The 18,251-nt window shown below is 68.1% G+C and carries 14 protein-coding genes; 4 read left to right on the plus strand and 10 right to left on the minus strand.

Annotation, left to right across the window (positions count from 1 at the left end; all coding sequences use genetic code 11):
• Positions 1–145: 145 nt before the first annotated feature.
• From AB0C03_RS04755 to AB0C03_RS04795, 9 genes are all read right to left on the minus strand, one after another.
• Positions 146–1,048, minus strand: coding sequence for a JmjC domain-containing protein (locus AB0C03_RS04755; protein ID WP_357634234.1), 903 nt, complete (start codon positions 1,046–1,048; stop codon positions 146–148).
• A 13-nt stretch (positions 1,049–1,061) separates the two neighbouring features.
• Entirely contained in the window at positions 1,062–1,640 is a 579-nt protein-coding gene (locus AB0C03_RS04760; RefSeq protein ID WP_357634237.1) for a hypothetical protein, read from the minus strand.
• 27 nt (positions 1,641–1,667) lie between these two features.
• Positions 1,668–1,919 (minus strand): DUF397 domain-containing protein, encoded by a 252-nt coding sequence (locus tag AB0C03_RS04765; protein WP_357634240.1) that lies wholly within the window; start codon positions 1,917–1,919, stop codon positions 1,668–1,670.
• A 523-nt stretch (positions 1,920–2,442) separates the two neighbouring features.
• Positions 2,443–3,213 (minus strand): class I SAM-dependent methyltransferase, encoded by a 771-nt coding sequence (locus AB0C03_RS04770; protein WP_357634243.1) that lies wholly within the window; start codon positions 3,211–3,213, stop codon positions 2,443–2,445.
• A gap of 10 nt (positions 3,214–3,223) precedes the next feature.
• Complete coding sequence (locus tag AB0C03_RS04775; RefSeq protein ID WP_357634246.1) at positions 3,224–4,438, minus strand: histidine decarboxylase; 1,215 nt, start codon at positions 4,436–4,438, stop codon at positions 3,224–3,226.
• The gene (locus AB0C03_RS04780; RefSeq protein ID WP_357634249.1) at positions 4,435–5,157 is read right to left on the minus strand and encodes a hypothetical protein; all 723 of its coding nucleotides are present in this window, start codon (positions 5,155–5,157) and stop codon (positions 4,435–4,437) included. The genes AB0C03_RS04775 and AB0C03_RS04780 overlap by 4 nt, the downstream gene beginning before the upstream one ends.
• Positions 5,158–5,416: 259 nt before the next feature.
• Complete coding sequence (locus tag AB0C03_RS04785) at positions 5,417–6,862, minus strand: APC family permease (protein ID WP_357634501.1); 1,446 nt, start codon at positions 6,860–6,862, stop codon at positions 5,417–5,419.
• A gap of 498 nt (positions 6,863–7,360) precedes the next feature.
• The gene (locus AB0C03_RS04790) at positions 7,361–8,068 is read right to left on the minus strand and encodes an N-acetyltransferase (protein ID WP_357634252.1); all 708 of its coding nucleotides are present in this window, start codon (positions 8,066–8,068) and stop codon (positions 7,361–7,363) included.
• A complete protein-coding gene (locus AB0C03_RS04795; protein ID WP_357634255.1) occupies positions 8,065–9,273 on the minus strand; it encodes an FAD-binding oxidoreductase in 1,209 nt (402 codons plus the stop codon). Before AB0C03_RS04795 ends, AB0C03_RS04790 begins: the two co-directional genes overlap by 4 nt.
• A 520-nt stretch (positions 9,274–9,793) precedes the next feature.
• Between AB0C03_RS04795 and AB0C03_RS04800 the strand changes: the two genes are divergently transcribed.
• The 4 genes from AB0C03_RS04800 to AB0C03_RS04815 all read left to right on the plus strand — a co-directional run bounded on the left by AB0C03_RS04800 (position 9,794) and on the right by AB0C03_RS04815 (position 15,831).
• The gene (locus tag AB0C03_RS04800) at positions 9,794–11,101 is read left to right on the plus strand and encodes an NsdA family TPR-like regulatory protein (protein ID WP_357634503.1); all 1,308 of its coding nucleotides are present in this window, start codon (positions 9,794–9,796) and stop codon (positions 11,099–11,101) included.
• Positions 11,098–11,805 carry an SDR family oxidoreductase gene (locus AB0C03_RS04805; RefSeq protein ID WP_357634258.1) on the plus strand — a complete coding sequence of 236 codons (708 nt, stop codon included), beginning with the start codon at positions 11,098–11,100 and terminating at the stop codon, positions 11,803–11,805. Before AB0C03_RS04800 ends, AB0C03_RS04805 begins: the two co-directional genes overlap by 4 nt.
• Positions 11,806–11,894: 89 nt before the next feature.
• On the plus strand, positions 11,895–13,793 hold the full coding sequence (locus AB0C03_RS04810) for an Hsp70 family protein (protein ID WP_357634261.1): 1,899 nt from the start codon (positions 11,895–11,897) through the stop codon (positions 13,791–13,793).
• Between the two features lie 22 nt (positions 13,794–13,815).
• Positions 13,816–15,831 carry an AfsR/SARP family transcriptional regulator gene (locus AB0C03_RS04815; protein WP_357634264.1) on the plus strand — a complete coding sequence of 672 codons (2,016 nt, stop codon included), beginning with the start codon at positions 13,816–13,818 and terminating at the stop codon, positions 15,829–15,831.
• Positions 15,832–16,743: 912 nt separating this feature from the next.
• Here the strand turns inward: AB0C03_RS04815 and AB0C03_RS04820 are convergent.
• Positions 16,744–17,418: an HNH endonuclease family protein gene (locus tag AB0C03_RS04820; RefSeq protein WP_357634506.1), complete on the minus strand. Its 675-nt coding sequence runs from the start codon at positions 17,416–17,418 to the stop codon at positions 16,744–16,746.
• Between the last annotated feature and the right edge of the window lie 833 nt (positions 17,419–18,251).

Below are 18,251 nucleotides of genomic sequence, written 5' to 3' on the forward strand. Positions count from 1 at the left end.
AGACCGGCTCGGCGAATTCGTGACGGTGATCAGGCCAGCACAGCACTCGGTCATGGACCTCACGGCCTTCGCTTGCTCATTCAACGGACACGACCAGGCCCGAAGATGGTTCTCCGAGGGCCTGGTCGTGTCGGTGCGGCGTCGATCAGTGGTTGTACTCCAGCGTGGTGTAGCCCAGGTGCCGCAGGTGGCTGGTGAACGCCTCCGTGTCCAGGGTCTGCAGGTACGCGATCAGCTTGCTGCGTGTGTCCTCGACGACGTCATGCAGTCCGGGTCCGGTCATCTCGGCGGGCGCGATGATGCGCCGCAGAGATTCGTCGTGGATCGCATCCTTGATCATCTCTTCGGCTGCCCAGTACGGGGTGCGCTCGCCGATGGCGATGGTCAGGTGCACGCTGTCCTCGGCATCGTCGACGTTGTGTGGGTCGTGCACCCAGCCTCGGGGTAGGACCAGTATCTGGCCGGCCTTGAGGTCGATGGTGACGTCCGGACCGGCCGTCGTCCAGTCCTCGCGCCACTTCTCCTGCCAGGTCAGCGACGAGTCGTGGTAGTCGCGCATCGGGGACCGGAAGAGCGGCTTCCACAGGTTCCATCGCTTCTCGCCGGCCAGTTGGATGGCAAGCGTCATCTGCTGGTCCCAGTGGTGCCGCAGACCTTGCTCACCCGCCGGAGTCACGAACGCGTGAACGAAGGTGCTGTAGCCCGTCTCCTGCTGCACGGCTTTCGCCAGTCGATGGATTCTCGGGGTGATGCGTTCCATGTGGCCGAAGCGGATGGTGTAGCCGTTGTTGAGCAGGTAGCGCAGCCGACCGGGTACCGTTCGGCCGTTGGCGCTGAACGACAGCGGATTGATGGACGGGCTCGGCGACTTCACGACTGCGACCTCGGCGGCTGGCACGCACCCGGTGTCGATCCAGTCGTACAGATCCTCGGTGCTGACCACACGGTACAACTCAGCGGGCACGCCGTCGTAGACGCGGACCTCGTCCGGCCATGTGGTCATCAGATCCTTGACGCCGGCCTCGGGGAGCAGCAGCTTGAGCGACATACTCCCTCCCTTCTCATGGCTTCGAGGGTGGCAAGGGGCAGGGAATGTTCGGGAAGAAGCGGTTCGGGCAGCAGATGATCGTGAAGTCGACGTAGCTGAAGCCGGGGGTGTAGTAGCCGGTGCAGACGTCGCTGCCGAGCAAGAGCGCTTCTCGCTGGTACCCGATCGTCTTCTCCAGCGGCAGGACGTCGCCGCCGGGCGGGTTGTCGATCCAGGTCTTGGCGAGCCAGCTCAAGGCGTCGTCGACATCGGTCCACGTCCGATCGGCGGACACCTTTGTCAGCTTCAGCAGCGAGTGGCCGAGCTGCACCGGGGTCATGTCGTTTGCGAGGAACGTTCTGGTGTGGTCGTTGGCTCCGCCTTGGGTCAGAAGCCATTGACGGAATGCACCGGGCGCCATCTCGCGGGATAGGTGTTCCCGGATGTGAGCGTCCGTGAGGTTCGCGCCCGGCCGTCGCAGGTACTCCTTGTTGAACTCGTCCCGCGCGCCAACCCAGGGCCCGAACCCGTGCCAGTGCCCGCTCCAGTTGATCATCTGCGCCTCCGCTGGCAGGCGGGCCGCCCCCGACGGGGCGGGGGCGGCCCGCTTCATTCTGTGATGGTGCCGTAGGCCGAGAGGTCAGACGGTCAAGCCACGCTTCGCGATGTAGCCGAGGGCGAAGTTGTCCAGCTCGCCCTCGGTGAAGCGGAGCTGTCCGGCGTCCGGGTTCTTGCTGTCGCCGAGGATGTACGCGCCCTCGACGCCCGGGATCGCGCCGACCTCGACGCACTGCTGGGTCTCGCTGCCGAGGTTGCCGCCGCAGAAGTTGCTCAGCTGCACCCCCTCGACCGGCAGGCCGTACAGGTCGATTGCGCTAGGGTCGTTCTTCATCAGGATCCTCCGATCCTCGATGGTGTGCGGAGAGTCGGTCTCCGCGCCGTTGTGCACCCGGACGGGCCGCGCCCCTAACAGCAGCGGCCCGCCCGGGGGTCCATGGGTGGGCTGGCGGCACCCTTCGATCCCCTCGACGACCAGGTGGCGCCCCCACATAGCGACCGCTTCCGACTCCCGGTTGGGCCCCGTGCGGGGTCGAAAGCAGCCCGTAGTAACCGCTTGACGGCCTGAGCCACCTCATCGTCGGGAGGCTCGTGCGTGGCCCGTTCTAGCGCGGGCCGGGGGCGGTTGGCGGCAGGGGGACGGGGGTGCCCCTGCCGCCGACCGGGGACCGCCCACCGCGCCCAACTGCGGCCGATCGGGCAGTCGCCGCACGGCGACTGCCGGGTGAGGGCTGGTGGAGGGTGTCGGCCTCCCGAGCGGGCCCCGGGCTTGAAGTAGGAAATTGCGGTGCATGCCGTTGTGCGTGCTGCCGGCTCAGTCGGCGACAGCGCCTCGCTCGCGCCCCGTACGACGCATGTCATGGGGTTGCCTTGCGGGCGTGGACAGCCCTGCCCTCGTAGGAGCCCAGGAGCACATTTGGGTCGGCCATGAGCGTGACGAACCGGTCGAGGTCGGCATCGGTGACTTCGGGTGTGGTCAGGACGGGACGGAGGTCGTCGACCACGTTGGCGAGCAGCCGGCATCCGGGACCGCCTCCGGTCCAGGTCTCGGTGGACGCGTGGGCGCAGACCTGCGGCATGCCCTTGACGACGAGCAGGGCGGGGGTGTCGGCCGTCCAGGTGCCGGCACCGTCGAGTCCGGCGATGGTGCGGTAGACGCGTCGCATGACGGCGTGGATCAGCCACACGTCGCCGTCGGTTGCCCAGAAGACTCGTGGCGGGGTGTCGGTGACGTCGGCCAGGACAAGCCAGCCACCGGGACGCAGCCTGGCGATCATCTGCTCCAGCGCCTCTGCGGGGTGCGGCAGCTCGCCGTGCAGCCACCGGGCCACGACGACATCGAAGCTGTCGGGCTCGCCCGGAAGGTCGTCACCGTTCAGGTCCCGCTGATAAACGTCGATGACACCTGTTGGGTTGAGGTAGGTGGTGTCCTTGTCGACCGCCGTGACCCTGCCGCGAGGGCCGACGAGGCGGGCCAGGTCGGCGGTGACCTCACCGCCGCCCGCGCCGATTTCCAGGACGCGCTGGCCGGGTTGAATGTCGAGCCGGTTCAGCTGCTGCCGGATGATCGGGTCGAGCAGTTCACGCAGCGGGGCAGGGCGCAGTTGGCCGCTGTGGGTGGTCGTCATTGCGGTGCTCCTAACACGATTCGTGTGTTTTGGTCTGGTGGTGCGGTCGCTGCCGGGGGCGCGGGATCGGCCTCGGTGGCGCGGCAGCGGTGAGGTCGGCGACGAAGGCGTCGACCTGGCCGTGGGTGACGCCGGGCATGCAGATGAGATGGCTGGTGGCTCCGTCGGTGGCGAGGAGCCACTTCTTGCGCACCTGTTCGGGCGGGGTGGGCAGGACGACGGTGAAGGCGTGCGGGTGCCGCCAGGCGGGCCAGCCGGCGGCGTTCAGTTGATCGACGGTGTAAGCCGCGAGGCGGCGGGCTTGGGTGGCTCGCCAGCGGTGCCCTTCGTGGCCGTGGGTGGCGATGGTGTGCCAGAGCAGGGCGGCGGCCAGGCCGCAGCGGGAGCCGGTGATGGTGGTGTCGAGGGTGGCGGTGTAGGCGACGCGGCTGGCCGTATGGCGGGCGCTGTCGCGGATGAGGACAACTCCGCAGGGCGTTGGCACACCCAGGAATTTGTGTCCGCTGATGGCGATACTGCTGATGCCGCTGTCGTCATCAAGGCTTAGCCGGCCGTCGAGTGCGAGGGGGATGCCGGACAGGGCCGCGTCGACGTGCAGGTGTCCTTTGACCTGGTGCCCATCGAGGACGGCGCGGATGGAGGTGGTGTCGTCGACGGCTTCGGTCAGGGTCGTGCCAGCGGTGGCCACCACGATCGCGGGCCAGCGTCGCCGGCGGCCGACCTGGGCGGCGAGGTGTGCGTAGTCCATCTCCCCGCCCGTGTCGGCGTTGACGAGTACGCCCCGCGCCCCGAGCATCCGGACGATCTTGGGTATGGAGTAGTGGGCGGCGGTCGAGTAGTAGATGCGGGCGGTGGGGTGGCGGTGGTGGGCGGTGTGCAGGGCGGACAGGTTGCCTTCGGTGCCGCCGGTGGTGACGTAGCCCCACCGGTCGTCTCGCGGCATGGCGAGGGTGTCGGCGACCCAGGCGATGACGGCCCGTTCCAGCACTCGGGTGTGGGCGACTCCGCCGTGGTCCGCGGGGTCGCCGATGTTGTTCCACAGCCGGTTGCCGAGGCGGGTCATGACCTCGGCGTAGTCGAGGTCCACGGCGCCGGGAAATCCGATGCTCGTCGCGGCGGCGGCATCGGCCTCCTGGATCAGGTGGTCGAGCACGGCCGTGACGTCAATCGGCGCGCGGCTGAGGTCCGCGGCGTCGGCGAGGCTGAGGCTCTGATGACCGGTCACGCCCGCCGCCCCGTGAGCAGGTGCGCGGTGAGGGTGTGGTGCAGCGCGGTGAGCTGCCGCCAGATGTCGCGGGTCTCGTCGTCGCCCTGCTTGGTGAGATGTTCGTACGGGTTGTGGAACGTGATTCGATTGGGGTCGAGGGTTTTGTTGCAGCGCACGCCGTCGTCGCCGAGGCGGGCCTGCGGGTTGCGGTCGATGTACAGGGCGGTGCCGTCGGTCAACAGGACGTAGCACTGACCTTTGAGGTTGAACGCCGACATGTAGCGGCCGGCGGCGGCGGCTTCGCGCAGTGTCCGGGCGACTTGGTACCAGCGGCCCTGGTCGGAGTCGAGGGTGCTGACACCCACGCCGACGTACCACGCACCTGGAGGCAGGGTCATGTCCCCGCCGTTGACCATGGAACCCTCTGGACCGAGGGGACTCCACTCGCGTCCGATCGAGGCAATGTTGTCTCCCGCGACCTCGGTCATATCCGCGAGCAGTTGCGGCAAGACATCGGAGTCTGGCGACTGCGGCCACGTGCGGTGGGCGGTGTGCAGCCGGTAGCCGTGCGGCTCGTTGGGGGCGTCGGAGGCGAAGAACAGCATCAGCGCGTGAGGGCCGACCGCGCTGCGCCCCCCGAATGCCTGATCGGCTTCAATAAGGTGGCCGGTGTTCAGCCGCTTGGACCGGTAGACGACCTGTCGGCGCAGGTCCGCCCACCGCAGGTCAGCCGGCACGTCGCCGTCGGCGGAGCGTTGGTCATAGCTGGACGGGCCCGGGGGTGGGTTCGAGGGAACGGCGGAGTCGGGTGGCCGCTGGTAGCCGGTGGGGACAGGTGCCGCGCCGTAGCCGGGCGGCGGCACCCCGACCGCAGGCTCAGGGTGACTGGCAGGTGGTGCTGCCGGCGGGTAGCCCGCTCGCCAGCGTGGGTCCAGGGGATCGACGCCGTACTTCCCGCCAGGTGACGTAGCCGCGTGAGTCCTCATCATCGCCTCCTCAGATCGAGAGGTTCATGGCGTCGGGAACGGCATGTTTCTTTGGTGTGCCACGGCCGATGCCGGCGTAGACCTCCGGGCGGGCTTGCCGCAGATGCCCGGCCCACACTCCGCCCCCTACAGCGACGGCAAGGAGGATCACGGGCAGCAGGAACGGTTTCAGCGATCCGGGCGCGGCACCGAGGAGAGACCCGGCGTTGCCGACCATCAGGGCGAGCACCACTGACCCGCCGAGCACGCCCAGGGCGGGCGCGAGCCGCCACTCCCACGCGCCGGCCTGCGGGCCGCGCACGCTGGCCGGTGCCGTCATCGCGGCCACCGACGCGGCCAGCAGCAGACACAGCAGGCCCATCGCCCCCAACGCCGACAACCACGTGAACATCACCGCCACCGGGTCAGCGCCGCTGACCGCGAACACGCCCACCACCACCGCCGCGACGGCCGTCTGCATCAACGACCCACCACGCGGCGCACTGACCCGGGTCGCGCTACTGGTCCGGGCAAGACCCGCCGGCAGCACCTTCTCCCGGGCCATGGCGAACACGTACCGGGCGAGCACCGCATGGAACGCCAGCATCGACGTGACGATCGCGAAGATCAGCACTACGCTCGCGAGGGCCGCCCACCAGCTGCCCAGGCGCGCCAGGACCGAGAACGGCAACCCGGACGCCGGATCAGCGGCCACCTCCGCAACGACGTCAGGGCCGACCGCCACCCCCATAGCGAACGCGGCAACGACATACACCCCGCCGAGAACGAGGACCCCGCCGACGGTGGCCCGGCCAACCGACCTGCGGTCGACGGCCTCCTCAACGAGCGACCCCGGCGCGTCGAAGCCCATCACTGCGGCTACGCCGAAGGCGACCGCACCGCCGATGCCGCTGACCGCCAGACCCGAGGCCTGAAAGCCTGCCCACGACACCTCACCGTCCGCAGGCTGTCCCACCCCGGCGAGGACGAACGCCGCGACGATCAGCAACGACACGGCCAGCACCACGGCCAAGACCCGGGTCGACAACATGATCGCCCGCACACCGAGCACCCCGACGACGACCAGGGCGAGGCCCGCCCACACCCACCACGCGCCGCCCAGGTGCGCAGCCATCGTCGCCCCGAACGGCCCATACAGGCTGATCTGGATGGCGTTGTAGGCCACCAGCGCGACCATGCCGGCAGCGACACCCCAACTCCGGCCCAACCCGTGCGCGAGGATCGCGTAGTAGGCCGCCGGATGCCCGAGCTGGCGGGCCATCGCCGCGTACCCCACCGCCAACAGCGCGACCGTGCCCGCCACGACCACGAAAGTCAGAGGAAGAGCCGTCACCTGCGTCGTCTTGTACGTCTCGACGATGCCTCCGGTGAGCACCACCATCGGCGCCGACGCCGCCGCCCCAAACACCCACAACCCAAACGGCGTCAGCGTCCGCCGCGCGAGCCCCACCTGCACCTGCGCCGAATTCACCGCTGCCCCCGCTGCGGCGAGTCCGGGCACCCCGACCTACGGCAGCCATCCACCGGATGCGCGTCCACATCAGCGGCGTTGGCGGGCACGAGGTAGACCGCCGTCGGCCGTACCGAGCCGCCGCGCCAGAAGCTCCGGTCGCGGTGAAGCCGGCGAATCGCGGTGTCGGCATCCGGCGTAAACCCGAACAGGTCGTGAGCCCCGTCGGGCCACTCGCGCCGGATCGCATACCCCCACGCGTACTCCGACGACGTCACGTCGCCTGCGAGCGTGAGATCGCTACCGGTGCCGCCAGTCGCGATCCGTGCTGGCAACCTCAACCAGCGCCCCAAGGCGGGACTGCACGGTCGCAGTGCGGTGGTGGGCTGAGCGGCTCCGGTCAGCATGAGGAGTGCCTTCCTTCGGTATGAGGGTGTGATGACGTGGCCCGCTGGCCGAGACGTCGCCGCCAGCAGGTGATGAATTCGGTGCGTTACTGGGTGGTCAGGGAGAACGCGACGGTGCCGCCGGGATGACGCGGCCAAGGAAAGGAGTCGCGGTGCGGTCCAGGCGGACTCGTCGCGGCAGCCCACCGCCAGCCGATCCGCAGGGCTGCTCGTCGCAAGGTTGAGGGCGCCACATCCGCCACAGAGCCGGACCTCCTGGCGCGAGCAAGACCGGCGAGCGCGGCTGATAACCGACTCGCGCGAGCAGTCCGTCTCCGGGCTGGTCGCCGCTGTACTCCGCACACGACGGCAGCCCCGCAAGGTCCAGGGTCTGGTGATGGGCGGCCAGCAAAGCCCGCACGGCATCCTCGTACCCGGGACGGGCCGCGACGTGAGCGAGCTGGTGATGCGGACGGTGGGGACGCAGCCCGTCGACACAGGCGTGCAGCAGGGCGAACCGGGCCGCGTGCGGGCCGAGGAGCCTGTGCAGGTCATACACCCATGCGGCAGCCGGCGGGGGTGGCTCCAACCGCGCGTGCCACACCGCCACCGTCGCGCGATCGTCGGTCGTATCGACTCGACCGCGCTCCAGCCCTTGCAACAGCACAAGCCGTGCCCAGCGACGCAGAACCACTGCGCGGTCGGCGACATCGGGAACCAGCCAAACGCCCATGGGCTGGGCCATCAGCGCGTCAGCCATAACCGAGGACAGAGCGTCAACGTCCTCGCCGGTCGCGCGACGGACCGCCGTCTCCATCAAGCTCATGACGCCTCCCCCCGGAATTGGCCGAGCGAGCTACCGTCGCCGATCGCCTCTAGCACGGTCGCCAGGTGGGCAGCGTGCGCTGAGCGTTGGCGAGACACCCACAGCGCCGAATCGAGCGCGCGATGGAACGTCGCAGCGAGATGCAGGCTGTCCGCGGCGACCCCTGCGGCTGGCAGCCGGTTCCGCGCTGCCTCGATCAAACGCGGTGAGCCGCAGACGTAGAACGCCTGCCCCGGCTGATGGTGATACAGGGCCACGCTGAGCAGATCGCCCTGCGCGGCGGGCTCCACATCACGGTCGTTCGAGAACGCCAACACGACCGTGAGCCAGTCAGCATGCGCCTGTTCAAGCTTGTCCAACGCGACCGCGTCGTAAAGGTCCAGAAGCGTCCGCACGCCCACCACCAACGTCACCCGGCGACCGTTGGGCGATGCGGCAACTTGCTCGACCAACGCCCGCAGCGGCGCGAGACCAGTACCCCCGGCCGCCAACAGCAGATCGGCGTCACCGGCGGCCTCCAGCGACAACCCGACATCGGAAGCCGGCCCCAGCCACAACAGCTCCCCCGGCGCGACCCGCTCGACCAGAACAGGCGACACCACACCCTCCGGTACGGCACGAACGTGGAACTCCACCCGCCCATCCGGGCGCGGAACGCTCGCCGGCGAATACCACCGCCACAGCCCCGGCAACCGAGGCGTACACACCGGCATTGCCTGACCAGGCAAATACCGAAGCCTCCGCATCGGCCGGACAGTCAACACCGCGACACCATCAGAGGCCGCCTCGCACGCCTCCACCTCGCCGAACGTCACATGCGGCCCATCACCCAACGCCCCCGCCGCCCGCTCTGCGAGCCGAAGCGCCCGACGACACCCCAGCTCCCACCGCCCCGCCAGCTCGGGCTCCCAACCCTCGCCCGCGAACCGGCGCACCGTATCGACCAACGCCGCCGCGACGGCCGTACCGTGATAGGGCTGAAGATCGAAACGCCGGTACATCCGACCCAACACCGCCAACGCCGCGCGCCGACCGGCCGGATCACCCCGACCCGCGACTAACTGCCCAAGCGTCGAGAAGAACACCGCCGCGAACTGGTGCGGGAGTAGCCGCACACTGCGGTCCTCCATGGACGACCAGAAGTGGTCGGCGGCTCGGCCATGCGAGGCGAGGGCGACCGCCAGCGAGAGCCCCAGGTCAGCCATCGCGCCGGCTGGTCCTGGGTGCGCGGCCAACGCTAAGCACCACCCGCCTGGGCTTCGGATCTTCCGCACACGTCTTTACCCGTGCCTCGATAGCCCTATGCCGCGTCACGTTGCTGCCTACGGGATCGAACGACCTATCGTCGGCCGGAACAAACCACTTTCTCCGGTGCATCTTTAAGCCACCCCTCTCTCGGCCCCAACTTGACTCCTCCATGCAGGAGGCTCCCCAGTCGCCTCTAGGGCGGACCTCCCCTGCTCACCGCCGAGCCGGGCGACCTGACTTCTGCGCGGTCCAATCACCGACAGCGACCGGTCGACACCGAAGCGGATTGGCCCGTTCAGGAAAGCCGAACGACCAGAGCAAATCGACGCCTAGCTTGTTGTCTCGCTGTTGTCTCATGACGAATCCGAGCAGTTTCCGCAGCTGAGAGCACGTTTCTTTGACCGGATCGGACTAGAGTGACGGCGACGATCGGGAGGCAGGATGACGCGGACACCATCGCCACGGAGTCAGCTCTTGGTGCATCCGTTGAGCTACGTTCGAGAACAGCGAAGCTGGACGCAACAAGATCTCGTCGATGTCATCGCGCGCCGTCTAAACACTGCAGCCCGGCGCGAGAAGGCTTGGCGCTGGGAGCGATGGGGCGTGGTGCCGGATGAGGATTCACAGGTCGCATTGGCCGACGAACTCGGCGTCGATAGGCAAACAGTTAGGGCGCTCGGGTGGCCCCACTGGCTCCCTACCGGTCCCGCGATCAGCACGTCAGCACCCTGGACCGTCAACGGAGCAGTCGCCTTGCTTGACGACACTGCAGGACCAGCAGTGCTAGATCGCCGAGGGTTTCTGATTATGCAGGCCGGGTTAGCCGCTGCGATAGCCGAACGGTGGCTCGCAACCGAGCCTCCGAAGATCAACGCAGCGCTTGAGGGAGGCCGCGTCGACACAGACCTCCTAGATTGCTTTGAACAGCGACTGCCGGCCCTGCGCCGCATGGATGCCAGCCTCGGCGGCGGGAGCGTGCGGTCACTGGTTGACGCTGAGCTTCGGCTGGTAACGGATCTCCTGCGCCACAGCAGTTACTCGGAGGTTGCCGGCAATCGCCTGCTGGTTGTCGCCGCCGAGTTGGGGCGGATCGCTGGTTGGGCTAGTTTCGATGCAGGATTCCACGCGGCGGCCGAGCGCTACTGGTTTGCGGCCCTCCACGCTGCCCACTCCGCAGCCGACCGAGCGGCAGGCGCGAACATCCTGAAGTGCATGAGCCTTCAGCGGGTCGACACGGAACGCCCCACCGAGGCCCTCCGTTTGGCCGATGCTGCGCGAGCTGGGGCGAAGGACGCGCCCGCCCGCGTGCGAGCGATGCTCACTACCCGTTTGGCTCGTACACACGCAGTGCTTGGTGAATCGGTAGCGTGCGAGCGCCGACTCGCAGAGGCCGACACAGAAATGTCACGCGCTGATGATGAAGCAAGCCCAGCCTGGGCCAGCTATTTTGATCATGCGGAGTACGCCGCCCAGGTTGCGGCCTGCTACCTACTCCTGCAGCGCCACCATGCCAGTGACTACTGGCTTCAGCAGACCCTCGCACTCCAACCGGCCGAGCGCAGCCGTGACCGCGCAACCTATCTGATCTGGCGCGCTGATTCCGTACTGAATCTCGGAGATGTCGAGCAGGCGTGCAGCCTCGTTGCCCAGGCTGCTCCAGATGTCGTCGCCACCCGATCCGTGCGCAACCATCGCCGCTTGCTGGACATCCATGGTCGCCTCGTGGCGCATCGACACCCCGCCGCAGGGGCGTTGGATGAGCGCGTGCGTAGTCTGCTGACATGAGCGAGGCCAATAGGGTCGCAGTTGTCACCGGCTCCAATCGCGGACTAGGCAAAGCCATCGCCCGCGGCTTAGCCGAGACCGGCGCCCACGTGGTCGTCACCGCCCGCACCGAGGAAGCCGCACATCGGGCCGCCGATGAGCTTCTCGCGGATGAACTCTCCGCATCCGGCCAGCAACTAGATATCGCCGATCCGGCAAGCGTCGCTCGTGCCATGGCAGACGTGGGCTACCAGTACGGCCGGCTAGACATCCTCGTCAACAACGCCGGCATCGCCATCGACCGAGGCCAGGCAGCGGCCAGCGCCGACATCGAGAAGGTGCGAGCCACCCTGGACACCAACATCATGGGGACCTGGCGCTGCTGTACCGCAGCCATCCCTGAGATGAGAAAGAACGGGTACGGCCGGATCGTCAACGTCACCAGCCACATAGGCACCTTCGGCGAGATGGGAACCGGAAGCGTCTCCTACCGAGTGTCCAAGGCTGGGGTGAACGCACTGACCTGCATTCTCGCAGCTGAGCTCAAGGACGACGGCATCTTGGTGAACGCGGCGTCTCCGGGAAAGGTCGACACCCGCCTGGCCTACGGGAAGGCGAACTCCACGCCCGGCGAAGCTGCGGACACCTTCGTATGGCTTGCCACACTGCCGTCGGACGGCCCGACCGGGGGACTCTACTTCCAGCGACGACCACTCGCCTGGTAGCGGCATCACCGGACAGGCTGGGCGGCACCGAGCTACCTCTGCGTGATCAACAGATGACGTGAACGAGATCTTCATGTTTGACTGTGTGCATGCAGGCGGGGGAAGCGCGGCTGTCGATCGATTGTGGTGACGCCAGCACCGTGGCTGTTCTTGCCTGGGCTGATGGCGGCGCGTCTGCGCTCTCGTTTGACGGGTTGCCGTATCTGCCGAGCGCTGTATACGTGGGCCCCGACGGGGAGGTACGGACAGGGCAGCGGGCGTGGCAGGCAGCCGTAGAGCAGCCGAGCAGATTCATTCCGAGCCCTCGCCGCGCCGTCGATGACGACGCCACGGTCGACAAGACGCCGGTGGAGGCACTCGCGCTAGCGGCGGCGCCGCTGCGCACGGTCGCGGCCGAAGCCGAGCGAGTTGCCGGCGGGCCGGTGCGGGATGTGCGGCTGGTAGTACCGGCAGGTTGGGGACCGCGTCGGCGTACCTGGATGAGGCAGGCCGCGCATCGGGCCGGTCTTGCGCAGCCGCGTCTCGTCGAGGCCCCGGTAGCCGTTGCCGAGCACCTGCTGGCGACCGGTCTGCAACTGCCGGTTGGGGTGTTCATCGTCGTCTGTGACGTCGGCGCGGGCGTGGAGGTGACGGTGCTTCGCCGCGGCCCGGCGGGGTTCGAGGTCCTCTCGACCCTCGCTGACCCTGCCGCCGGCGGCACCGCCGTCGACCTGGCCTTGACTGCCGCTCTGACAGGCGGCCGGGACACCCCCGGCGACAGCATGGACGATTGGGCGACGACGCAGAGCATCCGCGCTGCGAAGGAGACGTTGGGCGCGCACCCTGCCGTCACGGTACCGCTCGCCGGGCAAGCACCGGTCATCGCGAACAGCACCATGCTCATCGAAGCCGCTCTGCCAGTAAATCGACGCGTGGCGCAACTCGTCGGGCAGACCATCGCCGCCGCCGAACTCTCCTCCAGCGACCTGGCGGGGATCTATTGCGTCGGCGGCAGCGCCCACCTACCACAGTTGGACACGGTCGTCGCCGAGCACACAGGCATCACCACCACGGTTGTTCCCGAGCCTCAGCTCGTGGCCGCCCGGGGTGCCGCGGACGCTGGTGCCTCAAACCCGGGGATGGCGGTCGCAGTGGAGGTGCCGATACCGCCGGTGCGACGGGCCGTGGCGATCGCGGTGCCGGGCTTCGCGTCGCTGGCGCTGATCTGGCAGGTCCTCCTGACCGCCGAACAGTTCAATCTGATGAACGTCTACCGCTCGGTGAGTTTGAACTGGGGCGAGTTCACGATGGCCGCCGTGTTCGCCCTACTGGCCTGCCTCGCCGCCGGGACCGTCCTCGGTTCCCTGATCGCCGCGCGCAGCCCCTCCCCGAGTACCCGCACCGAGGGCGGGAAGGTCAGTATCGGCATCCTCGCCGCAGTCAGCCTCGGCGCGGCGATCGCCGGCCTCTACGCGGTCGTCACCAGCCAGTACTTCGGCGAACCCGTGGGCCCCTTCCTGAAATGGGCGTTGTGGCCGATCACGCCGATCGTGGTGATGGCCGTGGCGATGGCGGTGGTCGCCGCCCGGCAATGGCGTGCCCCGCACGGGGGCTGGTCGGCGCTGCTGGCCGCACCGACCGGATCGATCGTCGCCGCAGCGCTCGGCATGGGGTTGATCCAGTACTCGCTGACGGCCGACAGGTGGCCCGACCGGCTGTTGCTCATCGACATCGCCGGGCGCGTCGGTGGGCTGCTCCTCGGCGTCGGGTTGGTCATGGCGCTGGTGGCGCCGCTGATGTTCCGCCTCATCCTCAGCGCCCCCGTCGCGGTCATCAGCGCCGCGATCGTCAGCAGGCAGGCCGCCGGCATTCTCGGCGTCAGCTACGCCGTGGCCGTAGCGATGTGGTGGGCGGCCCGGCTGTGGACCCGCATCGTCCGCCCCGCCACCACGAGCCCTGTCGCTGCCCAGCGATCAGCGGGTGCCGGGCCCTCGGGTGGGGGTGGGTGAGGTGCGGTGGCCGCGCCAGCTGATGTCGCTGCTGGTCGTCCTCGCGCTCTTGGCCGGCCCGCCCGTGGTGCTGCTACTTCTGATCGGCCCACCCATACACGGGTGGCCGAGCACCGAGCAGGTACGGGCGTGGGTGCAGCAGCCCTTGACCGAGCAGACACTCACCGCCGCGTTGACGATCGGTGCATGGCTGCTGTGGCTGCTGCTCGCCTACACCGTCGCCGTACGGGTCTTAACCCGCCTGCGGACGACCGTGGGATGGTTGCGCCGGCTTCCGCTGCCGACGCCGCTGCAGGCGACGGCAAGCGGCATGGCGGGAGCCGCAGTGTTCAGCGTCGCCACCAACACGGTCACCATCGCCTCGCCGCAACCATCGCCTCCGCTTGCAGCAGGGATGCCCGAGGATTCCGACGGGGGCAGCCCCATTCATGAGGACACGGCGGCCAGCGATGATGGGATTCTCCTGGCCGGCGGGTGGCTTCCTAATGAGGTCGCCGGGCAGGTCGCTGCTGCCGCAGCCCTCGTCTGGCTGCGCCGCCGCCGCGACTACCGACCCCTCCCGCCCGGCCCACACCGCCGCGAGGAACTCGATGCAGCAGGACTGCCCCCGACCGTCGCGGCTGTGCAAGCAGCCTTCGCAGACGCTACTGCCCCGTCGGTTGCACCGGAGCCGTCGGGCAGCTTCGCCGCTCTTGTCGGTGCCCTCCCGGTTAGCGGTTTGGGCGTCAGCGGACCAGGCACATTATCGATCGGCCGAGGACTGCTGATTTCCGCCCTGCTGGCCGGGCATCACCTCCGCACCCCAACGCTGATCACCACCAGGGCAACGCTGACCAGTCTCCTGGGCGGCGACGCGCAGGCGCTCGACCGGCGTCTACCACAGCTCACTACCGTGGAGACCATCCACGACACAACGCGGCTCGTCGAGTCCGCCCCCTCACCGAGGATCGTCCTCCTCCTGACGAAGGAGTGCGACGGCTACGACGTGAGACACCTCGCTGATATGGCGGCCACGGCCGGTGGCCGAGTCGTTGTGCTGGGAGGATGGCCAGCTGGCCCAACCTGGCAGGCCGCCCCGACAGGCCATCTGCACGACCCCTTGCGCCCCGAAAAGCCTGGACCTCGACTGTGTGTCCTCGACCAGGTGGTGGCGACTGACCTGCTCGCCGTCATCGTCCGCCCCGACCCGGCACCGCCCGCCCCACCGATCCCGGGCCCTCCTCCCCTGCCGCACGTGGTGCCACCGAAGGCTCAGCTACCGCGGCAAGCGACCAGAGGCGAGCCCCGCAGCCGGCCCGATGCTTCCTCGCGGCGGCTTCGCCTACGTGTCTTGGGCGAGCCCACCCTTCTCGTCGATGGCGAACCCCTCACCATCCGCCGCAGCGCCGCTCTCCAGATCCTCGTCCTCCTCGCCACCAACCACCCCACCGGCGCTAACACCTCACAGCTAGCCGATGCTATTTGGCCGGGTGTCCCCCGCCGGTCCCTCACCGGACGGCTCTACACCACCCTCAGCGAACTCCGCACTGTCGTCCGGGATGCCAGCGGGATGCACGTCATCGAATACACCGACGACCGCTATCGCCTCAACCCGGCACACCTGAACGTCGACCTGTGGCAGCTGCAAGCCGCCATTCACCACGCCGCCAGCGCCGTCACCAACACCACCGCTGCCTGGCAAGCCGTCGTTGACGCCTACCCCGCTGACCTCGCCGCCGGACGCATCTGGCCATGGCTCGACCCCATTCGCGAAGCGACCCGCCGGCATGTCATCGACGCCTGCGCCGCCCTCGCCGACGCCGAACCGGATCCGCCGCGCCGCCTTGCCCTGCTGCAGGCGGGCCTCCGCATCGACCCATACAACGCAGACCTCCACGCCCGCGCCCACAGCGCCCTCACCACCCGCGGTGACCACGAGGCGGCCACCGAACTGCACGACCGCTACCTGCGTCTCCTGTCGCACAATGGGCTCGACGACGACTTCCCCGATAGCCTGTCGCACAGCCCAAGTAGCACGACCGGTGCCAGCCGGCAGTAACCCGGATCGTCCGATCAGGGCCGCTCAGGCAGGCGCAAGCCATTGATTCATCCTGTCGGTGAAGACCACCTCATAGCTAAGACCTCGTAGGTCTTCCGCGGTCGCGCCCAGACCGCGAGCCCGAGCTAGCCCGGCTAACCATGACCAAGGATGATCCTCTGCGGACTCTTCTGCGTCGTCAGGGAGCACGGCGTTCAGAACGTATTGGGTGATGCTTTCCCGAGTCTCGACGAGCGGAACGACACCACCCGGGACGCCGGTTGATCTAGCAATGAGAGTGAACCCACGTTCCGCATGCAGGAGCACGCGCCGACCGTCCTCCAGCACCGCGATCTCGCTGATCGCGAAGCTCCGGGTACTCGCATCCTCGGGGTACGCCCCTCGGAAATCGCAGCTGGCAACTAGACCGACGATACGACCAGGCTCGACCGGGGGAAGATTTTCGGGAGCACGGTAGGCGCCCGGGTACGGACGCCAACCGGCTTCCCCGCTGCTCACTGTCTAACTCCCGAAGTTCCCGCGATCGTTCCTGCTGTTATCAAACAAACCGTGCCACCTGATCACCGGTTACGGCGTGGGCGATCAAGATCCGCACCGGCTCAACCAACCGAAACCAGGTATTTGTGGTGCCGGGACAGCTACCCCAGCGCGGGGCCGAACCCGCCACCGACGCAAACTTGAAGATCCACTGGACCCGCGAGATAGGCCTGACCAACGTCGAGGTGGATAGGTCAAACCACTCTTCGAACGCTGGCCAGCCGGCCGGTCGTTCGCAGCCTTCAACCGGACCCCACACCTGATCGCATGAACCCCGCCCAGGCTTGGCAACCAGTCGCTCCAGCGGTGACGAGCCTGCGAAGGTGCCCGGCCAGTGGCGGCTCCCCACGGATAGCGCCGCTGACCGGGGTCAAGTCAGGAACTGCAGGTGTTGAGCGTGGCCTGTAGCGCGGACTTTTCCGACGACTGCAGTCTCAGGCCCCAGTTGTACTTCACCGTGATCCACATTTTGCTGTAGGTGCACCGGTAGGACGACAGGGGCGGCTGCCAGGTGGAGGGGTCCTGGTCGCCCTTGGACTGGTTGACGTTGTCCGTCACCGCGATCAGCTGCGGGCGGGTGAGGTCGTTGGCAAAGCTCTGCCGACGGCTGGTCGTCCAGGAGTTGGCCCCAGAGCGCCACGCCTCGGCCAGCGGCACGACGTGGTCGATGTCGACGTCGGAGGCAGCCGTCCAGGTGGCGCCATCGTAGGGGCTGTACCAACGGCCTGAGGTGGCCGCGCAGGCGCCGTCGACGACGACGGAGGTGCCGTCGCGCTTGAGGACCTGCTCCCGGGTGTTGCAGCTTCCACTGATCGTGATCCAGTGCGGGAACAGGTCCCGGGAGTAGCCGCTGGTCGAGCCTTCTGTGGCCACGGTCAACGCGTTGAGCTGCGACTGCGCCGTCGCCTTCGATGGGATGCCCGGGGGCGTGGCGGACACCGGCTGCGCGCTGACGCCCAAGAGGCCAGCGCTCGCGACGACTGCGGCGGTGGTGGCAACCGCGACGGTATGCACAGCGCGGGGGAAGCGGGCAGAGAGTCGTATCCGCATAGCGGCCTCCTCGACATCGGGTAGACGGCAATCGTCTACAGCGATCATGTCCATCGAAGAGCGTGTTTGTGAAGAGAGGAGGAAGCGGCAACGAATCCGCATAGTCACCCCAAGGCCCAGAGGAACGGCAAGGCGCCGGACGGGCGGACCAACTTCCACGGTCCGTCCTCGCCCAGCGGGGCGGGCCGAGCAGCCGGGCTCAGCTCGGCACGGAGCGGCCCAGCCTCCGATTCCGCGCCAGTGGACGGGCGCGCCGTGGCGCACCTGCTCCCAGACGCGCGCGCCGCTTACGCGGCACTGGCGGCCACGGGATGCTCGCTGTCGCGGGACAGGTTGGCTGACGCGATGCGCGACGACGGGCACGGCGTGTCCAACGAACGTGCCATCGCTGCTGCTGAAGATCCTCAAAGTGGAGCGGGGGGTGCCGGTCGCCTTCCACGGTGCGGCTACGAGGATTCCGGGGGATGATGTTCAGCTACGCAATCCGGCGGAGTGGAATGGTGAACTGGTTGTTCCCTGCTGCGTGTTCGGCTGCGACAGACAGGAGCGTGGCCTCGGCAGGTGGCGGAGCGTCGAACACTCGGGATTCGACGAGAAACCCCTGAGCGTCAGACGACTCGCTGCCTCGCTCACGGTACTGCGTCCCTGTGTCGTCCCAGGCCCGCCAAGGGCGGTGCCTACGCAATATGTCTGCTGCCGAAAGGTGCGGACTCGGGTAGGCCAGCCGCAACCTCATGGACGAGGACCAGACCTCCAAGCTGATAAGCACGGCAGGCAGATTGTCAATGACGAGTCGTTGACCAGCTAATGATTGAACATGCAGCAACATCGGC

Origin of the sequence: Micromonospora parva, from assembly GCF_040649675.1 — a bacterium.
Taxonomy (GTDB): Bacteria; Actinomycetota; Actinomycetes; order Mycobacteriales; family Micromonosporaceae; genus Micromonospora; species Micromonospora parva.